The organism is Curtobacterium sp. PhB115, from assembly GCF_003752025.1.
Classification (GTDB): domain Bacteria; phylum Actinomycetota; class Actinomycetes; order Actinomycetales; family Microbacteriaceae; genus Curtobacterium.
In genome coordinates this window covers 385,589-405,095 of record NZ_RJKR01000007.1, presented here as the reverse complement: position 1 = coordinate 405,095, position 19,507 = coordinate 385,589, and the positions used below count along the sequence as shown (strand labels likewise).

Sequence of the window (19,507 nt, the reverse complement as noted above, 5' to 3'; positions counted from 1 at the left end):
GTGGGGTGTGCCCCCCCGCCCCCCCCCCGCCCCCCCCCCCGGGGGGGCCCCCCCCCCCCCCCCGGGGGGGGCCCCACGCCCGCCTCAGGGCGCGACACCGGCGCTGGTCAGCGGGAAGCGGGGCCGACGATCAGCGGGTCGTGGAACGAGGCGCCGAAGACGCGCTCGGACGCACCACTCCGGTCGAGGTACGGGCTGATCCCACCGGCCTGGAACGGGTAGCCCGCACCGAGGATCAGGCCGAGGTCGATCTCCTCGACGTGCTGGACGACCTCGTCCTCGAGCATCCGGTGCAGCTCGTCGGCCAGGGCGTCCTCGAACCGGCGCTGCATCTCGGCAGCGTCGACCGGCGACGCATCACGACGGGACGGCGCGACGAGCTTGACGGCGGCGGGGTCGTACCCGGTCGCGTTGCCCTTCTTGTCGCGGGTCAGGATCTTCCCGTACTCGGCGATCTTCTTCAGCCCGTCCCCGGGGTAGAAACGCTCCGGCCACGCGGCGTGGTGCGAGTCGAGCACGTGCGCGCCGACGGGCAGCCCGACGAGCTCGAGCAGCTCGAACGGCGACATCGGCAGCCCGAGCGGTGCGGCACCCTGGGCGACGACGTCGAACGACGTGCCCTGCTCGACGCCGCGCATCGCTTCGCCGAGCACGCGGGCGAGCACCCGGTTGACGACGAAGCCCGGCTGGTCCGCGGTGATGATCGCGGTCTTCTTCAGGGTCTTGGCGACGGCGAGGGCCGTGACGAGGGTCTCGTCGGAGGTCTCTGCGGTGCGGACGACCTCGAGCAGGGGCATCACGGCGACGGGGTTGAAGAAGTGGAACCCGACCAGACGCGACGGGTCGGACAGCACCGATCCCATCTCCGACACCGACAACGACGAGGTGTTCGTCGCGAGGATGGCGTCCGGGGCGATGACCTTCTCGATGTTGCGGAAGACCTCCTGCTTGACGGAGAGCTCCTCGAACACGGCCTCGATCACCCAGTCCGCATCGGTGAAGGCGTCGTACGACACCGACCCGCTGACGAGTGCGGTGATGCGGTTCGCGTCGTCGGGCGAGATCCGCCCCTTCTCGAGCAGCTTGCCGACCTCGCCGCGGATCCGCTCCACCCCCGCGTCCACGCGGGACTGGTCGACGTCGGTGATCACGACGGGGACGCCCAGCCTGCGGGCGAAGAGCAGCGCGAACTGCGACGCCATGAGTCCGGCGCCGAGGACCCCGACCTTGGTGATCTTCTTCGGCTCGACACCCTCGGGGGCGCCGACAGGCCGCTTCGCACGCTTCTGGACGAGGTCGAACGCGTACATTGACGCGGCGAACTGGTCACCGGAGAGCAGGTCGGCGAGGGCGTCGTCCTCGTCGGCGAACCGCTCGTCGAGCGAACCCGACTTCGCGGCGGCCACGAGGTCGAGCGCGCGGAACGGCGACTTCGGCACCGTGCCGATCTTCGACGCGACCTGCCCACGGGCGACCTTGACGACGGTGCCCCAGGCAGCCTTCTCGAGCATGCCCGGCTCGTTCTTCCGCACGACCTTCGTCGTTCCCGCGATGACGCCGTCGGCCCAGGCGACCGCGGACGGCAGGAACGTCACCGACGGGATGAGCACGTCACCGATGCCGATCTCGACCGCGGCCGCACCGTCCATCAGGCGGTTGTTCTTGAGCGGGTTCTCGACGATGACACGGAGCGCACGTTCGGGGCCGATCAGGCGGGGGAGCAGCGTCGCGCCGCCCCAGCCGGGGATGATGCCGAGGAACACCTCGGGCAGCCCGATGCCCTGCGCAGCGGACGAGAAGGCCCGGTAGGTGCAGTGCAGCGCGATCTCGAGGCCACCCCCGAGGGCGAGCGTGTTCACGAAGGCGAACGACGGCACCCCGAGGTCGGAGAACTTGCGGAGCGTCGCGTGCCCGAGCGCGGCCAGGTCGTGCGCAGCCTCGCGCGAGGGCACCGACGCAGCCTGGGACAGGTCCGCCCCGGCCGCGAAGCAGTACTCCTTACCGGTGATCGCGACACCCTGGATGGTGCCGGCGGACGCCTCGGCCTTCAGGGTGTCGAGCACCCCGGAGAGCTCGCGGAGGGTGCGCGGGCCGAGGGTGTTCGGGCGCTTGTAGTCCTTGCCGTTGTCGAGGGTGATGAGCGCCAGGGTGCCGCCCGAGGGCATCGTGACGTGCTTGACGTACGAGTGCGTGACGACCTCGTCCTCGCTCAGCTCGGCCAGACGGTCGTTGTCGACGATGGTCATGCTCATGCCCCCTTCCGAGCCGAACGTGCGGCGGACTTGCTGAAGCCGGGGTTCTCCCAGATCACGGTGCCGCCCTGCCCGAGCCCGATGCACATCGTGGTGATGCCGTACTGGACGTCCGGACGCTCGGCGAACTGCGCCGCGAGCTGGTTCATCAGCCGGACACCGCTCGACGCGAGCGGGTGCCCGACGGCGATCGCGCCGCCCCAGGCGTTCACGTTCGGGGAGTCCTGCTCGATGCCGTAGTTGTCGAGGAAGGCGAGGACCTGCACCGCGAACGCCTCGTTGATCTCGAACAGGCCGATGTCGTCGATGGACAGGCCGGCCTTCGACAGGGCCTTGTCGGTCGCGGGGACCGGGCCGACGCCCATGACCTCGGGCTCGACGCCGGCGAAGGCGAACGAGACCATGCGCATCTTCGTCGAGAGGCCGTGCTGCTTCGCGCCGTCCTCCGACGCCAGCAGGCTCATCGTCGCGCCGTCGTTCAGGCCGGCGGCATTGCCGGCGGTGACCCGTCCGTGGGGCCGGAACGGCGTCTTCAACGCGGCCAGTGCCTCCAGGGTGGTGCCCGGCCGCGGCGGCTCGTCGATGCTGACGACGTCCCAGCCGTCGCCCTTGTTGACCTCGACCGGGATGACGTCCGGCTGTAGCTTGCCCGCGGCCCACGCGGCGGCGTAGCGCTGCTGGGACTGGACGGCGTAGGCGTCCGTGCGGTCCTTCGTGATCGCCGGGAAGCGGTCGTGCAGGCGCTCGGCGGTGGCACCCATCACCAGGGCGTCGCTCGAGACCATGCGCTCCGCGACGAAGCGCGGGTTCGGGTCGGCGTTGAAGCCCATCGGGTGCCGGCCCATGTGCTCGACCCCGCCCGCGATCGCGACGTCCGCCGCACCGAACGCGATGGCCCCGGCGAGCGTGGTGACGCTCGTCATGGCGCCGGCGCACATCCGGTCGATGGCGTACCCGGGGACGGACTTCGGCAGACCCGCGAGCATCCCCACGGTGCGTCCGAGCGTCAGCCCCTGGTCACCCTGCTGGGTGGTGGCCGCGACGGCGACGTCGTCCACCGCTGCTCCGTCGAGCGAGGCGTTCCGGTCGAGCAGCCCGCGCATCGCGTGCACCGCGAGGTCGTCGGAGCGGGTCTTCCAGAACACCCCCTTCTCGCCGGCTCGTCCGAACGGTGTCCGTACGCCGTCCACGAACACGACGTCTGATGCCTTTGGCAATCTGGGCCTCCAGATCCTCATCGATCAGGCCGGCGCGCAGGTCGCACCGGCCGGGCCGGGCCTCGCCCGGCGACGCTCCCGACGCTATGCCCCCAGGCTGGGCGACCGCATGCCGGTTGGGCGGTTCCTACGACTCGGCGTCACCCGTCGCGGCGGGCTCCTGTGCAGCAGCGACAAACGCCGACGCGATGATCGACGCCAGTTCCTCGACCTGCCACGGGCGTGCATCGTGCTCGGCGAGCGCAGCACCCACCAGCTCGGTCGACGGCGTCGAGGGCGGCGCCCAGGACACGAGCCGGAGGGTCTCCGGCGTCAGCAGGTTCTCGAGCGGGATGTCGAGCTCCTCGGAGCGGGCGGTGACGGCGGCGCGGGCGGCCTTGTACCGACGGTCGGCGGCCGGGTTGCGGTCGGCCCAGGCGCGGGGCGGCGGCAGCGTGGCCTCGCCCCGGCCGCGGAGCTTCGGCAGGTCCTCGGTGGTGCGGCCCTCGTCGACGGCGGCCCACCAGCGGTCGAGCTCGGAGCGGCTGGCGCGACCCGTGAAGGCCTTCAGCCCGGCGAGCTCGGCGCGCGACGCTGGTGCAGCTGCAGCCGCGGCGACGATGGCGGCGTCCGGGATCGTCCGGCCGGGAGCGATGTCGGCGGTGCGGGCGTACTCGTCCCGCGCGGTCCAGAGCGACCGGGCGATGGCGAGGGCACGAGCACCGCGGAGGGCGTGCATGCCGGAGAGCTTCCGCCACGGCTCGGCGCGGACGGGCTTCGGCGCGCGGTGCAGCACGGCGTCGAACTCCTCGGCCGCGATCCGGGACTTGCCGGCGGTCTCGAGCTGCTCGGCGAGGGCGTCACGCAGGTCGGGCAGGAGCTCCACGTCGAGCGACGCGTAGACGAGCCACGACTGGGGGAGCGGACGGGTCGACCAGTCGGCGGCGGAGTGCGCCTTCGCCAGGGTGATGCCGAGCAGCTGCTCGACGACGGCGCCGAGGCCGACCCGGGGGAAGCCGGCGATCCGGGCACCGAGCTCGGTGTCGAAGATGCGGGTCGGGACGAGGCCGACCTCCTGCAGGCAGGGCAGGTCCTGCGAGGCGGCGTGGAACAGCCACTCCTCGTCGACGATGGCGTCCTGCAGCTCGGAGAAGTCGCCGATCGGGATCGGGTCGAACAGGAACGCACCGGCGCCGCGTCGGAACACCTGGATCAGATAGGCGCGCTGCGAGTAGCGGTAGCCGCTGGCGCGTTCGGCGTCGACCGCGACGGGGCCGTGACCGGCGGCGATGGCGGCGACCGCCTCGAGGTAGTCCTCACGCGTCTCGATGACCTTGACGGCGTCGTGCGACGCCTCGAAGGCGGGGCTGGCTGCAGCAGCGGCAGCAGCAGCGGCAGCAGCCGAGCCGGCAGCGCGGCCAGACGAGTCGGCAGCGGCAGCGGGGCCGGCAGCGTCCTGGGGAGCAGGGTCGTTCACTTGGCGAGCCTCCTCGGGGCCAGCAGGGTCACACCGTCCGAGGCGGGAGGCAGACCGGCGAGCATGGCGACGATGTCCTGCCATGCCTTGACGTGCGCGGTGAGGTCGTCGCCGCGGGGCGTCCACGATGCGCGGAGTTCCAGTTGGGCGCCGTCGCCCTGTGCGGCGAGGTCGCCGTACCCGCGCGAGATGATCTTGGTGGCCGTGCCCGAGGCGTGGTCGTACACGGCGCCGTGCGTCTCGAGCGCGTCGACGAGCCAGCTCCACGTGACGTCGGCGACGAACTCATCGACACCGATCTCCGGCTCGAGTGGCGCCTGGGCGAACGTCACGACGCGGAACGAGCCACCACCCCAGCCCTCCGGTTCGGCGGGGTCGTGCAGGGCGATGAACCGTCCGGTGCCGAGGTCCGACTCCACGCCGTGCGCGGTCCCGGACACGTCCGCCGCCAGGGCGATCGAGAACGGCGCGATGCGCGTCGGCGAGGGGATCTCGGTGACGGTGGTCTCGGAGCGGCTGCTGCCGGAGGACACGAACGCGCGGAGCCGCGCGAAGGCGTCGGGCTCTCGGGTTTCGGACACACATGCAGACTAGGCTCCGGGCCATGTCCCGATCCGCGCGACCCGCCGAGGACGTCGTCCAGGAGACCGCACGATCGGCCGGCTTCATCGCGCTCGGCGCCGGACTGGCAGCCGCAGCCGTGGGGACGGCCGTGATCGGCGGCTTCGTCGCCGCCGTCGCCCGCGCCGTCGTCACCCCCGACCGCAAGCGCAACGAGCGGGTCCCGATCCACGCCGTCGACACCGTCCGGAAGACCGTCACGATCGAGCGCACCGCGGACACCGAACTGCAGGGCCGCTACTCGCTCTGGTTCGGCGCCGGCACCGGCCACATGCGCGTCGGCGAGGTCATCGGCACCACCGACACCACCGTCACGCGCCGCATCATCGCGATCGACGCCGGTGATCCGACCGCTGCGCGCCGGGGTCGCTGGGGCGGCTGGTTCTACCTGACCCCCGGCGAGCTCGACGTCCCGGTGGAGGACGTCGACGTCCCCACCCCGAACGGCCCCGCACCCGCCTGGGTCGTCCGCGCCGACGACCCGGACGCCCCGTGGGCCGTGCTCGTGCACGGCCGCGGTGTGACCCGTGCCGAGACCATCCGTGCCGTCCCCGTCTTCCGCGCCGCCGGCTACTCGGTCGTGCTCGCGTCGTGGCGGAACGACGGTGTCGCCCCGCCGAGCGTCGACGGCCGCTACGGCCTCGGCAGCACCGAGTGGGAGGACATCGACTCCGTCCTCCGCTGGCTCAGCGCCCAGAACGCGCAGAGCGTCGTGCTCATGGGCTGGTCGATGGGTGGCGCCGTCGTGCTGCAGACCCTGTTGCGCTCGCGCTTCGCCGGGCTCGTCGACGGTGTGGTGCTCGAGTCGCCCGTGGTCGACTGGCACGCGGTGCTCAAGTCGCAGAGCCAGTTGATGGGGCTGCCGCGGCCGGTGCGCAAGGTCGCGCAGCGTCTGCTCCGCACGCCCGTGTTGCACCGGCTCGCCGGCCTCCAGCAGCCGGTCGACCTGCGGGAGCTCGACATGGTCACCCGGTCCGCCGAGCTGACGGTGCCGATCCTGATCCTGCACAGCGACGACGACGGGTTCGTGCCGTCGTCCGCGTCGCACGACCTGGCGCGCGCCCGACCCGATCTGGTGCGGCTCGAGGTGCAGACCACGGCCCGCCACACGAAGCTCTGGAACCACGACGCCGACTGGTTCGACGCCCGCATCCTCGCGTGGCTCACCGAGGTGGTCCAGCGGCGCGGGGCGGCCAGCGCGCGGTAGACGCGACCGGAGAGCGGACGGGAGGCGCGGTGTCAGCTGGCACCGCGCCTCCCGTCGGTCGGTGGTGCCGTCTGCGACACGCGACCCATGTGGCCGTTCCGCAAGCGCCCCGAGCCGGTGCCGTCGTTGCCGACGAACCCCGTGTTGCAGCAGATCGTGCTGCGGGGCGGGGACTTGTCCCAGCCGCGTGACTGGGTGCACTTCGTGTACTTCCCGGACGAAGGCACCGCCAGGGCAGCCTCCGAGCGGATCGCCGCCGCCGGGTGGAACGTCGCAGTCAAGCCGGAAGCGAGCATCTAGAGCGTCGTCTGCTGTCGCGGCCCGAACTCCTCGAGACGAGTTGCCGGTCGGCCCGGCCGCGCTGGGCCGTGCGTCCGGTCGAAGGCCTCGCTCATCGTCGTGAGCGGCGGTCGGACCGTCACGGTCCATTCGCCACTGTCGAACGCGTCGATCCGGACGACCAGGTTCGACTCGTCGGTCAGGTCCGAACCGGGGAGGTAACCGAGGAACTCGCCGTCGATGAGCTGCCGCTTGCTGTCAGCGATCTCCATCGCCTCGGCATGGCTCAGGATGAGCCCGGCGGTCCACTCCTTCGCCTGCTTCCGACGGTCGTCCTCGTCCTTCGCGGCGTCGCGGAGCTGCTGCACGAAGCCCGACAGGCTCTGCAGCGACTCGACGAGCTTCGTCGCGCTGCGCGAGGCGATGTCGGCGTTGTCCGCGAAGACCTCGGAGAAGTAGCCCCGGAACTCTGCACTCGCAGTCGTCACCGATGACGAGCGCGACCCGGACTGGCCGCCGATCGACGACGCGAGCGCCGTCGAAGCCGACTTGAGTGCATCCGCTGCGCTGGACGAGTAGCCGGTCGGATCGTTCCCGTGGATCTTCGCCATCGTCATCCCCCTGGTGCCGACCGCACCATCCTGGCACGGAACCGGACTGGTATTCCAGAGGACGGCATGCGTGCCGAGGGGCGACGGCCTGGAGGCGCGGTGCCAGCTGGCACCGCGCCTCCAGGCCGTCAGACGGTGCGGTCTACGACACCGCAGCCCGCACCTGACGCTGGACGCGTCCGAGCATGCCCACCATGCCGCGGATCCGCAATGGGCTGACCGCCTCGGACAGGCCGATGGTCAGTGGGTAGTCCGCCGGCACGGCGAGCACCTGCTCGACGGTCAGGCCGGACAGGCCCTGCGCAAGGATCGAGGCGAAGCCGCGCGTCGTGGGCGCCTCGCGTGGAGCGGTGGCGTGCATGCGGACGACGTCCGGTGCGTCACCGTCCTCACCGACGGTCACGGTGATGAAGACGGGGGACTGGCACTCCTCGACCCGTTCGAGTTCGTCCTCGTGCCCCTGCAGCCGCTCGGGCAGCGCTGGCAGCTCGTTCGAGAACTCGAGGAGGAGCTGCAGGCGGTCCTTCTGGCCGAGGGCGAGGAAGTCGTTGCGGATCTCGGCGAGGGTGGCGGGGAGGGTGGCCTCGGTGCTGTCGTTCATCGGTTCGGGATCGTACCCGGCTCGGCTCCCTGCGCGATCGGGACGCGGACGGCGCTGCCCCACTCGGTCCACGAGCCGTCGTAGTTGCGGACGTTGTCGTACCCGAGCAGGTGCTGCAGGACGAACCAGGTGTGGCTCGACCGCTCGCCGATGCGGCAGTAGGCGATCACCTCGTCGGCGTCGCCGATGCCGGCGCCGTCGCGGTAGATCACGTCGAGCTCCTCGCGGGTCTTGAAGGTGCCGTCCGGCGCTGCGGCGGTGGCCCAGGGGATGTTCACCGCGGTGGGGACGTGGCCGGCGCGGAGGGCGCCCTCTTCCGGGTAGTCCGGCGCGGTGGTGCGTTCTCCGGAGTACTCGGGCGCGCTGCGCACGTCGATCAGCGGCTTGCCGAGGTGGGCCAGCACGTCGTCCTTGTAGGCACGGATCTCGGTGTCGATCCGGTCGACGATCGGGTACTCGACGGGGGTGACGACGGTCTCGTCGGTGGTGAGGGCACGGTCCTCGGCGATCCACTTCGCGCGGCCGCCGTCGAGCAGGCGGACGTCCTCGTGGCCGAACAGCGAGAAGACCCAGAGGGCGTAGGCGGCCCACCAGTTGTTCTTGTCGCCGTAGATGACGACGGTGGTCTCGCGGCCGATGCCCTTGCCGCCGAGCAGCTCGGCGAAGGCCTCGCCGTCGATGTAGTCGCGGTGCACCGGGTCGTTGAGGTCGGTGTGCCAGTCGACCTTCACGGCGCCGGGGATGTGCCCCGTCTCGTAGAGCAGGACGTCCTCGTCGGACTCGACGACGACCAGGTCCGGGGTGCCCGCGTCCAGCTGTTCCTGGAGCCACTCCGTCGACACGAGGCGCTCGGGGTGGGCGTAGGCGGTGAACTTCTCGGACTGGTCGACCGGTGCGGTCATCGGGGTTCCTCCTGTGGTCGGCGACGTGTGGTCGGCGACGGATCGCTGGCGTCGGCACCGGACTAGGATCGGTCGTCGGTGCCTGGGGGCAACGGTACGCGGACGTACCGTGCTCCTGACGCAACGTGACACCCCACGACATGCTTCCCGGAAGGGCCCCCGATTGCCATCGCACCTCGTCGACCGTGACCCGCAGGTGACCCCGCAGCAGATGGCGGCGGCGCTCGTGCCGCCGCCCCAGTTCGCGGACGCGTCCTTCGACTCGTACCGGCCCGACCCGGACTACGCCTCGCAGGCGCAGGTCCGCGATGCCGTCGCCGCGTTCGTGGCCGCGGGTCCCGCCGACACCCCTCGGCGCGGGCTGTTCGGGCGCCGGAAGCAGTCGACGGAACCCGCCGCGAAGTCCGGGGTCTACCTGGACGGCGGGTTCGGTGTCGGCAAGACGCACCTGCTCGCCGCGGCGTACCACGCCGCCGCTGGTCGGAAGACGTTCGGCACGTTCATCGAGTACACCGCACTCGTCGGCGCGCTCGGCTTCCAGGGCACGGTCGACCTGCTCCGTGGGACTGCGCTGGTCTGCATCGACGAGTTCGAGCTCGACGACCCGGGCGACACGATGGTGATGACCCGGCTCATCAAGGAGCTGACCGAGACCGGGACCCGCTTCGCGGCGACGTCCAACACGCCGCCGGGAGCCCTGGGCGAGGGACGCTTCGCCGCGCAGGACTTCCTGCGCGAGATCCAGGCGATGTCCGACCGGTTCGACACCATGCGGATCGACGGGCTCGACTACCGCCGTCGTGCCGTCGACGAGTCGGCCGCCGTGGTGGCCGACGTCGCCGCGGCGCTGCCGGACGGCACCGTCACGCTCGATGACTTCTCGGCCGTCGTCGGGCACCTCGGCTCGGTGCACCCGTCGAAGTACGTCGCGCTCGTCGAGGACCTGGACGCCGTCGGCCTGACCGACGTCCGACCGTTCACCGACCAGACCGATGCGCTGCGGTGGGTGGCGCTCGTCGACCGGCTGTACGACGCCCAGGTCCGGATCGTCGCCTCGGGCACGCCGCTCGACCAGGTGTACCCCGACGCGATGCTCGACGGCGGGTACCGGAAGAAGTACCTGCGCGCCGCGAGCCGCGTCGTGGCGCTGAGCCGCGCCCTGGACTGACCCCGGGCACGACGCGAGCCGCACGGCGGCGCAGCCACGGGCCTCCCGGCCTGGTTGCGCCGGGGTGGCGCGGTGGCGCGGGCTTCGCGCCGGGGTGGCGCGGGGTGGCGCGGGGCGGCGCGGGGCGGCGCGGGGTGGCGCGGGCTTCGCGCCCGCCCGCGGTCGTCGCGCCCCGAGGAGCCGGGGCGCGACGACCAGGACGGGGCGCGGTGTCCGCCGACGAACGGTCCTCGGCACAGCCGGTGGCGGGGACGGCCCTCGTTCAGGGGGTCCTGCGCCCGTCGAAACACGACGTTTACAAACCGCGCCGTCGCGTTACATCCGCGAAACACATCGTGCTCCCTCGTGAAACGTCACCTCGCCAGACTCGGTGTCACCCGAGGCGGTCCAAGAGCCGCTCGTGCAATCGAGAGGTGAACAGATGCTTGATCAGGGCAACACGACGTTCGTGTTGGTCATGGCGGCGCTGGTGTTGTTCATGACACCCGGCCTGGCCTTCTTCTACGGCGGCTTGGTGAAGGCCAAGTCCGTCATCTCCATGATGATGATGTCGTTCGGTGCGATCGCACTCGTGAGCGTCCTGTGGGTGCTCTACGGCTACGCGATCGCCTTCGCCAACCACGGCGACGGCACGGCGGTCTCCGGTGTCGTCGGCTTCTTCAGCATCGACTGGAACCAGATCGGCCTCGGCCAGGCCTTCGAGGAGGCGCAGTCCTCGAACATCCAGGCGGCGTACCCGTCGATGGCCTTCGTCGGCTTCCAGGCCACGTTCGCGATCATCACGGTCGCGCTCATCTCCGGCGCGATCGCCGACCGTGCCAAGTTCGGCGCGTGGATGGTCTTCGCCGGCGTCTGGGTCACGGTCGTCTACTTCCCCGTCGCCTCGTGGGTCTTCAACCTGACCTCCGGCTGGGCTGCCACGTGGGGCGTCATCGACTTCGCCGGTGGTACCGCGGTGCACATCAACGCCGGTGCGGCAGGACTCGCCCTGGCGCTCGTCCTCGGCAAGCGCGTCGGCTTCGCCAAGGGTGCGCACAAGCCGCACAACCCGCCCTTCGTCCTGCTCGGTGCCGCCATCCTGTGGTTCGGCTGGTTCGGCTTCAACGCCGGCTCCGAGGGTGCCGCTGACGGCATCGCCGCGATCGCCTGGGTCAACACCCTCGCCGCTCCGGCCGCCGCGATCCTCGGCTGGCTCCTCATCGAGAAGCTCAAGGACGGCAAGGCCACGTCCGTCGGTGCCGCATCGGGTGCCGTCACCGGTCTCGTCGCCATCACCCCGGCGTGTGCCAACCTCACCCCGGGCTGGGGCATCCTGCTCGGCTTCGTCGCCGGCATCATCTGCTGCTTCGCGATCGACTGGAAGTACCGTCTCGGCTTCGACGACTCGCTCGACGTCGTCGGTGTCCACCTGGTCGGCGGCATCGTCGGCACGCTGTACCTCGGCTTCTTCGCCAACGAGACCGGCCTGATCTACTCGGGTTCGTTCGAGCAGCTCGGCAAGCAGGCCACCGCGGCCCTCGCCGTCGGCATCTACTCCTTCGTCCTGGCGTTCGTCATCGGCTTCCTCATCGAGAAGACGATCGGCTTCCGCGTCAAGACCGAGGACGAGGTCGCCGGCATCGACACCGCCGTCCACGGTGAAGAGGGCTACGTCCTCTACGAGCAGAGCGACGAGACCCCGGTCTCCGTCCGCTAGTCAGTCCTGACACCAGCACCACCCGCACGACGACGGGCCCCGCGCACACAGCAAGCGCGGGGCCCGTCGTCGTGCTCGGCGTGCGGGTCGTGCCCGGCGGAGGGTCGTGCCCGGCGTGCGAGTCGTGCCCGGCGTGCGTTCTGCGGGGCGGCACGGTCGTGCTGCTGGTCGTGCGTCGGCTGACGGGAGCATAGAAGGGTGGTCGCATGACGACGATCCCGCCCCAGGCCCTGACGAACCTGCGCGAGGTCGGCGGGCCCGGTGCGCAGGACGGCCGCCGTCGCACCGTGTACCGCGCGAACACCGAGCGTGTCGGCGCGGACGCGTACCCGCCCGGGCTCGCCGCCGTGGTCGACCTGCGCCGTGACGACGAGATCGCCCGCGTCCCGCACCCGCTCGCCGCCGCCGACGGCTACCGGCTCGTTCCACTGTTCGACCCCTCCACCGTCGAGTCCGGCGCCCAGGCCGTGCAACTCGAGGAGCAGTACATCGACTGGCTGGAGCGGCACCGCACGGGGATCGCCGCGGCGTTCCGCGCTATCGCCCGGGCCGACGGCGACGTGCTCGTCTGCTGCTCGGCCGGCAAGGACCGCACGGGGGTCGTCAGCGGGCTGCTCGCGCGGTTGTGGGGCGCGTCGATCGAGGCCGTCGGCGACGACTACGCCGCCAGCGCTTACGGACTGGCTTCGCGGTTCGCCGCCGAGCGTGCGGTGAGCACCGACCCGGAGGCCACCGCCGTCGCACAGCGGTGCGTGCCGGAGACGATGACCACGGTGGTCCGGTACGTCGAGGAACGCTGGGGGAGCGTCGGCGCCTACCTGCGATGGGCCGGGCTGACGGAGGCGGAGGTCGTCGCGCTCTGACGCGTGGTCGCGGGTCGCGGGTCCGGATCGCCGCTTGCCGCTTGCCGGTCTGCTGGCTCGCCACGTGCCGTGGACGCGACGACGGCCGGGAGGCACGGTGCGCGTCCGACGCGCACCGTGCCTCCCGGCTGTGGTCCCGTTCTCGGGCCGGGGCGCGGCCCGCCCGTCAGGTCACCAGGCGTAGTCCTCCGGCGAGGTCTTGTGCCCCGGGAAGATCTCGTCGAGCCGGTCCAGCGCACGCTGGTCGAGGCGGATGTCGACCGCGCGGACCGCGGACTCCCACTGCTCCATCGTGCGGGGACCGGTGATCGGCGCGGTCACGCCGGGCTGGTGCAGCAGCCACGCGAGGGCGAGCTCACCCGGGGTGTGGCCGAGCTCCTTCGCGAACGACTCGTAGGCCGTGAGCTGGTCGCGGTGCCCCTCGACGTACTCGGCGCTGCGACCGGACAGGCGACGGGAGCCGTTCTCGGTCTTCTCGATGACGCCACCGAGCAGCCCGCCCTGCAGGGGCGACCACGGGATGACGCCGAGACCGTACTCGCGGGCGGCGGGCAGGACCTCGCGCTCGATGTCGCGGACGACCAGGTTGTAGATCGACTGCTCGCTGACCAGGCCGAAGGTGTGGCGACGCTTCGCGGCCTCCTGCGCCTGGGCGATGTGCCAGCCGGCGAAGTTCGACGAGCCGACGTACAGGACCTTGCCCTGCTGCACGGCGACGTCGATCGCCTGCCAGATCTCGTCCCAGGGGGTCGCACGGTCGACGTGGTGGAACTGGTACAGGTCGATGTGGTCCGTCTGCAGGCGCTGCAGGCTGGCGTCGAGCGACTGGCGGATGTTGAACGCGCTGAGCTTGCCGCCGTTCGGCCAGTCGATCATGTCGCCGTAGACCTTCGTTGCGAGCACCGTCTTCTCGCGACGGCCGCCGCCCTTGGCGAACCACCGCCCGATGATCTCCTCGGTGGCGCCCTTGCCCACCGAGCCGCCGTAGCCGTTGGCGGTGTCGAAGAAGTTGACGCCGAGCTCGTGGGCCCGGTCCATGATGGCGTGCGAGTCGTCCTCGCTGGTCTCCGGGCCGAAGTTCATCGTGCCGAGCACTGCTCGAGAAACCGACAGCCCTGTCCGTCCGAGGTGTGTGTAGTCCATGCACCAGGTCTACCGGGCGGCTCGGAACGCTGCCAGGCCCTGGGAGTACCGGTGACGGGAGGAGAATCCGTCGACGGAAGGAGCAGACCATGCCAGCTGAGGACGAGATCCCGAGCACCCTGCAGCGATCGCCGAAGCACGCGCAGGAGATCTTCACGAAGGCCCTCGACTCGGCGAACGAGTCCTACGGGCCGGGCGAACGCGCGCGGCGGACCGCGTACTCCGCCGTCAAGCACGAGTACGAGAAGGTCGGGGACCACTGGGAGGAGAAGGAGTCCTCGGGCCCCTCCGACTCCGGTGCCGCCGGATCGCGCGGCTCCGGGAAGACCGAGGGCGGCGTCGACGCCAATGCGTCGAAGGCGCACCTGATGGACGTCGCGAAGAAGCTCGACATCAGCGGGCGGTCCTCGATGAAGAAGGACGAGCTGGTCGAGGCGATCAAGAAGGCGAACGACCGGTCGACGGCTGCTGCACGGAAGTGACGGTCGTGTCAGCGCGCCGTCGGGGGTGGGTCCGGCTCCGGGCTCTGCGTGACCGGGCTGGGTCCGGCGCTGGGCTCTGCGTGACCGGGCTGGGTCCGGCGCTGGGCTCTGCGTGACCGAGGCTGAGTCCGGCGCTGGGCTCTGCATGCCCCGGCGGGCATGCGCGGCTGCGGGGTCGGAGTAAGGTGCCGACGGTGAACATCCCAGCACTCCGTGGCAGCCGGATCCTCGGGTTCGGACACCACCAGCCCGAACGTGTCCTGACGAACGACGAGTTGTCGACCATGGTCGACACGAACGACGAGTGGATCCGGACCCGCACCGGGATCGTCACCCGGCACATCGCCGGGCCGGACGACACCGTCACGTCGATGGCGATCGAGGCCGGACGGAAGGCACTCGCCGACGCCGGCGTCTCGCCCTCGGCCGTCGGCCTGGTCATCGTCGCCTCCACCACGCACCGCGACCGCGCACCGCGACCGCGCACCCTACACGGCCGGGAGGGTCGCCGCAGCCCTCGGGATGACCAACGGCCCGGCGCCCATCGACATCAACACCGCGTGCAGCGGCTTCGAGTACGCGATGGCCCTCGCCGACCAGTCGATCCGGGTCGGGTCGGCGGACGTCGCACTCGTCATCGGGTCGGAGCTGCTCTCCGGGATCGTGGACTGGACCGACCGCTCGACCTGCGTGCTCGTGGGCGACGGCGCTGGTGCCGCGGTGCTCGGTGTCGCGGAGACGCCGGAGATCGGGCCGGTGTCGTGGGGGAGCGTGCCGCACTTGCAGGACGCCGTCCGGGTCTCCGGGGATCCCGAGCGCTTCAGCCAGGAGGGTCGCTCGATCTACCGCTGGGCCATCACCGAAGCCGCCGACCACGCACGGGCGGTGGTCTCGGCAGCCGGCCTCACGATGGACGACATCCAGGTGTTCGCGTTCCACCAGGCGAACCTGCGGATCATCGAGCCCCTCGTGACCGCGCTCGGCGGAGAGTCGAAGTTCGTGGTCCGGGACGTCGTCGAGTCCGGGAACACCTCGGCGGCCAGCGTGCCGCTCGGGTTGTCGAAGGCGTGGGAGCGTGGGGACCTGCCCGAGGGTGTCCCGGCGCTGCTGTTCGGTTTCGGAGGCGGGTTCGCCCACGCCGGTCAGGTCGTCACGACGCCGGTGCGGTCCTTCTAGCGGGCGCTGCTCGCTGGGCCGTTGCGGTCGTCCGGGCGCGGGTCGTCGGGGTCGGCGTCGCCGATGCCGGGGGTGCCGGCCCAGTTCCACGGCGTGCTCGACCCGGTCCCTGTCCCGGTCCCGGTCCCGGTCCCGGTTCCGGTGGCGTCGGCCCCGGCCCTGGCCCCGGCCCTGGTCCCGGTGGCGTCGGCAGCGGTCGCGTCAGTCGCGGGCGCGTCGGTTGCGGTCGTGTCAGTCGCGGGCGTGGTCCCATTGACTGCGGGCGTGGTCCCATTGACTGCGGGCGTGGTCCCGTTGGTTGCGGGCTCGCTTGGTGCTCGGTCGTCGTCCTCTGCCCAGAGGTCCTCGTCGCGACCGGGTGAGCGGCGCCACGGCAACGCCCGCTGCGGCCGCTCCTTCGACCCCTTCGGTTCCTTCCCCGCCTGCAGTGCCTTGCGAGCCTTCGGCTCCTTCGGCGCCTTGGTGACCTTCGCAGTCAGCACGATCGGGAACTGCGCCGGCGGCACACCGAACCCCGTGCGTGAGGCCTGGATCACCTTCCGCCCGAGCGCGTGGTTGCCGAGACCGCCGACCGCCGCGCCGATCCCGAACGGCAGTGCGCGACCGAGGATCGTGGTGCCCTGCCGTGCCGCGAACCGCTTCACGAACTGGTCGCGTACCTGGCCACCGATGCCGTTGACGACCTGCTTCGGGAGCGACGACGTCACCATCTCGCCCCAGAACGCGGTCCGCGCCTGGCCTCCGGCGACCTGGCCCGCGAGCTGGTTGATGAGCTGGGTGCCCGGTGTGCCGAGGATCATGGCCATCACCAGGGTCCGTGCGCGCTCGGGGTCGTCCAGGGCGATCCCGTGCACCTCGGTCACGGACTGGGCGAAGAGCGCGGTGGTCTCGAGGAACCCGACCGTCTCCGCGCCGCTCAGCCCCAGGGCCGCGGCCATCCCCACGCCGGGGATCACCGCACTCGCACCCACGGCAGCGCCACCCGACGTCACGGCGGTGAGGTACTGCCGCTCGAGGATCTGGATGACCTCCGCCGGGGTGGCGTCGGGCTTGCGACGCCGGATCGCGGTGACGTGGGCGACGACGACGGGTCGCTGCACGCTGAGCACGCGGTCGAGCCACCGCACCCAGCCGGTGGGCTGCTGCTGCTGCGGGGTTCGATCGTCGGAAGAGAGGGGGGAGACCTGGGCGTTCGGCAAGGGCACGATCGCCTGGTCCTTCGGGGCTCGGGCCATGCGGTCACCGTACGCCGACCACGTGGGAGGTCCGTGAAGTGGACACGCGTGCCGACATCCGTCTCCACATCGGTCTCCACGCCTGTGCCCACACCTGCCTCCGCATGGGCCCGCGTGCCGACTCCGACGCTCACCGGCACGGCACACCTGCTCGACGGAGTTCGGCACGGACGCTGTCCGGTCGCATCAGGTCCGACCAGGACAACCGGACGACCGCCCGGACCTCGGGGAACGACCGGATGAAGTCCTCTCGTCGTTTCTCACGCCAGTGCGCCTCGGCCGTCGTCCGCCCGTCGAGCATCTCGGCGTCCTCGTACTTGCCTCGCCCGTCCACCTCGACCACCACCCCCTGCGCCGGGAACCAGAAGTCCACCACGGCCGGCCCGGCACCCGAGCGCTGGAACGTGTGCTGCTGCACGGGCTCCGGCGTCCCGAGTTCGCGGAACCGCACCCGGCACACGGACTCGGCCGGCGACCCCGACAGCCCCGACCCCATCCCGATCGCGATCCCCGCCTTGGCCCTCGCAGCGACGAGACGATCGAGCTCCGTCGTGAGCGAGTCGCGGCTGGCACTCCCGGCTCGGAGCACGTGGTCGACGACCGGGAGCGCATGATCGAGCGGCCTGCTCGCTGCGATGTCCACAGCAGTCCGAGCCGGCGTCGTGACGAGGAGCCCGTCCATCGACTCGGCGGTCCAGGGTGGTCGGGCACCGACGCCGTGCTGCACGAACCACGACGTCACGCGGGTGTGCGTCGTCGTCAGGACGGAGAGGTGCACCTTCGGGGGAGCCGGACCAACCAGTGGCAGACCGAGGAGGACGCCTGCCGACTCGTGCGAGACGACGTCGCGTGGGCGTATCAGGTGTCTCGCTGCACGGACCATGACCTGGTGCCGCTCACCGGGGTGCAGTTCGTCGAGCGCACCGGGGCGGACCAGGACCCCGGGCCGGATCCGCTCGAGTACTCCGCGGCGCACGTCTCGCTCGAGGGTGCGCCGTTCAGAAGCCGTCCGGCCCGTGGTCCTGATGAGTTCGATGCCACTCGTTCTGTCCATCTACCGAGGGTCGCGGAACCGCCTCGACAGCAGGACCGAGACGGCTCATCTGTGGACAGCTTCGGGAATCGCGGTCCCTGTGCAGGAACAACCACGGCCAGTGCGTGTGCATGAGCCGACAGAACACTTGTCGATCACCTCGTGGTTCGTCGCAATGTGCACGCGCAACTTCTGCGTTCGCATGTTCCGACGAACCACGAGCCGATCGACTCGTGGGATGTCGCAAACCTCGTGTTCGTCGGAGTGCCGCCTACGCCCGGGCGAGCTCCGCCCGCAGCGGCAGGTCCTGGTCCTCCAGGATGAGCTGCGCACCCACGGCCGTCCGGGCGTTCACCACGATCGGCGCGAGCAAGTTCACCGTGGTGCCAGACGAGCCCGACGAGCCAGACGTGCCCGACGAGCCAGACGAGCCCGACGCCCCCGGGTTCGCCACCACGAGCAGCATCGCGTCGGCGGGGTCGGACAGCCCGAGGCCGGCGGCCTGCTCGTCGGTGAGCTCCGGCGAGTACGACGGCAGGTGCACAGCAGCGTCGAGCACGAACAGGCGCGAGGAACCACCGACGAGTGTGAAGAGCCCCTCGGCGCCGGAGACCGGCGTCAGGGCGAAGGACGGCGCGGGTGACAGGCCGAACGGGGGGACGGCGAAGGTCAGGGAGATGCTCATGACAGGTAGTCCATCAGGGTCGGCTGCAGGACCTTCGCGGTGACGGCGAGGGCTGCCTGGTAGTTGGTCTGCTGCACCTGCAGGTCGAGGACGGCCTTGGCGAGGTCGAGGTCCTCGATGCCGGCGCGACGGTTCTCGAGCGCGTTGGCGTCGGTCTTCAGGGACGACTGCGCCGCGAGTGCTGCGGCGTGCCGCACCCCCACGTCGGCCTGGGCGCCCCGGACGGTGGTCAGCGCCGCGTCGACGTCGTTGATGCGGTCGTTCACGTTCGTCCCGTTCTGCAGGTCGCTCACGATGGAGTCGATCATCCCGAACACCGACGAGCCACCGGTCCCGAACACGTCGGCGCCGGCGGTGTCGACCCGGACGGTGGTGCCGTCACCGATCCGTCGGCTGACGTCCGTCCCGGACGACGCCCACCCGGTGGCGGGGTCGTACGCGGCAGCGGCCGTCGACGCGCCGGCGAAGACCGACCGGGTGCCGTAGGTGGTGTTCGCACGCGCCTCGAGGTCGGCCTTGAGCGACTGGAACTCGGTGATGAACGCGTCGCGGTCGGCGTCGCTCATGGTGCCGGAGTTCGCGGCCTGCACGGTGAGGTCGCGCACGCTGTTGAGTACCGAGTAGACGCTGGACAGGGTGCTGTCCGTCGTCGCGAGCCAGCCGACGGCGTCGTTCGCGTTGCGGCTGTACTGCGCGGTGGCTGCCTGCTCCTTGCGCACCTGCATCGACGACGCGGTGCCGGCCGGGTCGTCCGACGGCTTCCCGATCGCGCGGAGCGACGTGGCCTGGTCGGTGAGCTGGGCGAGCTTCGACGCGCCCGACTGCAGGCGCGCGGTGGCCGCGGCCATCGACATCTGGGTGGTGACACGGGTGATCACGA

The 19,507-nt window shown here is 71.1% G+C and carries 19 protein-coding genes; 7 read left to right on the top strand and 12 right to left on the bottom strand.

The window, feature by feature from the left end; translation table 11 throughout:
• Positions 1-107 precede the first annotated feature (107 nt).
• From EDF19_RS11500 to EDF19_RS11485, 4 genes are all read right to left on the bottom strand, one after another.
• Positions 108-2,252 carry a 3-hydroxyacyl-CoA dehydrogenase NAD-binding domain-containing protein gene (locus tag EDF19_RS11500; protein WP_123680986.1) on the bottom strand — a complete coding sequence of 715 codons (2,145 nt, stop codon included), beginning with the start codon at positions 2,250-2,252 and terminating at the stop codon, positions 108-110.
• Positions 2,249-3,490 carry a thiolase family protein gene (locus EDF19_RS11495; protein WP_185022792.1) on the bottom strand — a complete coding sequence of 414 codons (1,242 nt, stop codon included), beginning with the start codon at positions 3,488-3,490 and terminating at the stop codon, positions 2,249-2,251. Before EDF19_RS11495 ends, EDF19_RS11500 begins: the two co-directional genes overlap by 4 nt.
• Positions 3,491-3,596: 106 nt before the next feature.
• Positions 3,597-4,925, bottom strand: coding sequence for an HRDC domain-containing protein (locus EDF19_RS11490; RefSeq protein ID WP_395860031.1), 1,329 nt, complete (start codon positions 4,923-4,925; stop codon positions 3,597-3,599).
• The gene (locus EDF19_RS11485) at positions 4,922-5,506 is read right to left on the bottom strand and encodes a DUF3000 domain-containing protein (RefSeq protein WP_123680984.1); all 585 of its coding nucleotides are present in this window, start codon (positions 5,504-5,506) and stop codon (positions 4,922-4,924) included. The genes EDF19_RS11490 and EDF19_RS11485 overlap by 4 nt, the downstream gene beginning before the upstream one ends.
• A gap of 23 nt (positions 5,507-5,529) precedes the next feature.
• On the opposite strand from EDF19_RS11485, the gene EDF19_RS11480 reads away from it, so the two are divergent.
• Both EDF19_RS11480 and EDF19_RS11475 read left to right on the top strand, forming a co-directional pair.
• Complete coding sequence (locus tag EDF19_RS11480; protein ID WP_185022791.1) at positions 5,530-6,753, top strand: S9 family peptidase; 1,224 nt, start codon at positions 5,530-5,532, stop codon at positions 6,751-6,753.
• An 87-nt stretch (positions 6,754-6,840) separates the two neighbouring features.
• The gene (locus tag EDF19_RS11475; RefSeq protein WP_123680982.1) at positions 6,841-7,053 is read left to right on the top strand and encodes a ribonuclease E inhibitor RraB; all 213 of its coding nucleotides are present in this window, start codon (positions 6,841-6,843) and stop codon (positions 7,051-7,053) included.
• On the opposite strand, the gene EDF19_RS11470 is transcribed toward EDF19_RS11475, so the two are convergent.
• The 3 genes from EDF19_RS11470 to EDF19_RS11460 all read right to left on the bottom strand — a co-directional run bounded on the left by EDF19_RS11470 (position 7,050) and on the right by EDF19_RS11460 (position 9,146).
• The gene (locus EDF19_RS11470; protein ID WP_148071081.1) at positions 7,050-7,643 is read right to left on the bottom strand and encodes a hypothetical protein; all 594 of its coding nucleotides are present in this window, start codon (positions 7,641-7,643) and stop codon (positions 7,050-7,052) included. The genes EDF19_RS11475 and EDF19_RS11470 overlap by 4 nt on opposite strands.
• Positions 7,644-7,785: 142 nt before the next feature.
• Positions 7,786-8,244 (bottom strand): SufE family protein, encoded by a 459-nt coding sequence (locus EDF19_RS11465; RefSeq protein ID WP_123680980.1) that lies wholly within the window; start codon positions 8,242-8,244, stop codon positions 7,786-7,788.
• Positions 8,241-9,146 (bottom strand): sulfurtransferase, encoded by a 906-nt coding sequence (locus EDF19_RS11460; protein WP_123680979.1) that lies wholly within the window; start codon positions 9,144-9,146, stop codon positions 8,241-8,243. Before EDF19_RS11460 ends, EDF19_RS11465 begins: the two co-directional genes overlap by 4 nt.
• Positions 9,147-9,357: 211 nt before the next feature.
• Between EDF19_RS11460 and zapE the strand changes: the two genes are divergently transcribed.
• The 3 genes from zapE to EDF19_RS11445 all read left to right on the top strand — a co-directional run bounded on the left by zapE (position 9,358) and on the right by EDF19_RS11445 (position 12,873).
• Positions 9,358-10,314: a cell division protein ZapE gene (gene zapE, locus EDF19_RS11455; protein ID WP_260217115.1), complete on the top strand. Its 957-nt coding sequence runs from the start codon at positions 9,358-9,360 to the stop codon at positions 10,312-10,314.
• Between the two features lie 421 nt (positions 10,315-10,735).
• On the top strand, positions 10,736-12,010 hold the full coding sequence (locus EDF19_RS11450; protein WP_123680978.1) for an ammonium transporter: 1,275 nt from the start codon (positions 10,736-10,738) through the stop codon (positions 12,008-12,010).
• A gap of 206 nt (positions 12,011-12,216) precedes the next feature.
• Complete coding sequence (locus EDF19_RS11445; protein WP_123680977.1) at positions 12,217-12,873, top strand: tyrosine-protein phosphatase; 657 nt, start codon at positions 12,217-12,219, stop codon at positions 12,871-12,873.
• Between the two features lie 171 nt (positions 12,874-13,044).
• Here the strand turns inward: EDF19_RS11445 and EDF19_RS11440 are convergent, their stop codons facing one another.
• Positions 13,045-14,016 (bottom strand): aldo/keto reductase, encoded by a 972-nt coding sequence (locus tag EDF19_RS11440; RefSeq protein WP_123680976.1) that lies wholly within the window; start codon positions 14,014-14,016, stop codon positions 13,045-13,047.
• An 89-nt stretch (positions 14,017-14,105) separates the two neighbouring features.
• Here EDF19_RS11440 and EDF19_RS11435 point away from each other — a divergent pair, with 89 nt between their 5' ends.
• Together EDF19_RS11435 and EDF19_RS11430 are read left to right on the top strand one after the other, a co-directional pair.
• Positions 14,106-14,498, top strand: coding sequence for a ChaB family protein (locus EDF19_RS11435; RefSeq protein ID WP_123680975.1), 393 nt, complete (start codon positions 14,106-14,108; stop codon positions 14,496-14,498).
• A 522-nt stretch (positions 14,499-15,020) separates the two neighbouring features.
• Positions 15,021-15,674, top strand: coding sequence for a 3-oxoacyl-[acyl-carrier-protein] synthase III C-terminal domain-containing protein (locus tag EDF19_RS11430; RefSeq protein ID WP_311317107.1), 654 nt, complete (start codon positions 15,021-15,023; stop codon positions 15,672-15,674).
• Here the strand turns inward: EDF19_RS11430 and EDF19_RS11420 are convergent.
• The 4 genes from EDF19_RS11420 to flgL form a co-directional block, all read right to left on the bottom strand.
• The gene (locus EDF19_RS11420) at positions 15,671-16,909 is read right to left on the bottom strand and encodes a hypothetical protein (protein WP_185022790.1); all 1,239 of its coding nucleotides are present in this window, start codon (positions 16,907-16,909) and stop codon (positions 15,671-15,673) included. The two genes, EDF19_RS11430 and EDF19_RS11420, sit on opposite strands and share 4 nt — an antisense overlap.
• 130 nt (positions 16,910-17,039) lie before the next feature.
• Entirely contained in the window at positions 17,040-17,963 is a 924-nt protein-coding gene (locus EDF19_RS11415; RefSeq protein ID WP_148071080.1) for a hypothetical protein, read from the bottom strand.
• Positions 17,964-18,213: 250 nt separating this feature from the next.
• Positions 18,214-18,627: a flagellar assembly protein FliW gene (fliW, locus tag EDF19_RS11410; protein WP_123680973.1), complete on the bottom strand. Its 414-nt coding sequence runs from the start codon at positions 18,625-18,627 to the stop codon at positions 18,214-18,216.
• Entirely contained in the window at positions 18,624-19,505 is an 882-nt protein-coding gene (flgL, locus tag EDF19_RS11405; protein WP_123680972.1) for a flagellar hook-associated protein FlgL, read from the bottom strand. The genes fliW and flgL overlap by 4 nt, the downstream gene beginning before the upstream one ends.
• Positions 19,506-19,507 lie beyond the last annotated feature (2 nt).

Bases quoted from the DNA above. Each gene is read 5' to 3' on its own strand.
- EDF19_RS11450 (WP_123680978.1), top strand. From the start codon at position 10,736: ATGCTTGATCAGGGCAACACGACGTTCGTGTTGGTCATGGCGGCGCTG.
- EDF19_RS11475 (WP_123680982.1), top strand. From the start codon at position 6,841: ATGTGGCCGTTCCGCAAGCGCCCCGAGCCGGTGCCGTCGTTGCCGACG.
- EDF19_RS11480 (WP_185022791.1), top strand. From the start codon at position 5,530: ATGTCCCGATCCGCGCGACCCGCCGAGGACGTCGTCCAGGAGACCGCA.
- EDF19_RS11435 (WP_123680975.1), top strand. From the start codon at position 14,106: ATGCCAGCTGAGGACGAGATCCCGAGCACCCTGCAGCGATCGCCGAAG.
- EDF19_RS11470 (WP_148071081.1), bottom strand. From the start codon at position 7,643: ATGGCGAAGATCCACGGGAACGATCCGACCGGCTACTCGTCCAGCGCA.
- EDF19_RS11440 (WP_123680976.1), bottom strand. From the start codon at position 14,016: ATGGACTACACACACCTCGGACGGACAGGGCTGTCGGTTTCTCGAGCA.
- EDF19_RS11445 (WP_123680977.1), top strand. From the start codon at position 12,217: ATGACGACGATCCCGCCCCAGGCCCTGACGAACCTGCGCGAGGTCGGC.
- EDF19_RS11495 (WP_185022792.1), bottom strand. From the start codon at position 3,490: ATGAGGATCTGGAGGCCCAGATTGCCAAAGGCATCAGACGTCGTGTTC.
- fliW (WP_123680973.1), bottom strand. From the start codon at position 18,627: ATGAGCATCTCCCTGACCTTCGCCGTCCCCCCGTTCGGCCTGTCACCC.
- EDF19_RS11500 (WP_123680986.1), bottom strand. From the start codon at position 2,252: ATGAGCATGACCATCGTCGACAACGACCGTCTGGCCGAGCTGAGCGAG.
- EDF19_RS11465 (WP_123680980.1), bottom strand. From the start codon at position 8,244: ATGAACGACAGCACCGAGGCCACCCTCCCCGCCACCCTCGCCGAGATC.
- EDF19_RS11430 (WP_311317107.1), top strand. From the start codon at position 15,021: ATGACCAACGGCCCGGCGCCCATCGACATCAACACCGCGTGCAGCGGC.
- EDF19_RS11415 (WP_148071080.1), bottom strand. From the start codon at position 17,963: ATGGACAGAACGAGTGGCATCGAACTCATCAGGACCACGGGCCGGACG.
- zapE (WP_260217115.1), top strand. From the start codon at position 9,358: ATGGCGGCGGCGCTCGTGCCGCCGCCCCAGTTCGCGGACGCGTCCTTC.
- EDF19_RS11460 (WP_123680979.1), bottom strand. From the start codon at position 9,146: ATGACCGCACCGGTCGACCAGTCCGAGAAGTTCACCGCCTACGCCCAC.
- EDF19_RS11420 (WP_185022790.1), bottom strand. From the start codon at position 16,909: ATGGCCCGAGCCCCGAAGGACCAGGCGATCGTGCCCTTGCCGAACGCC.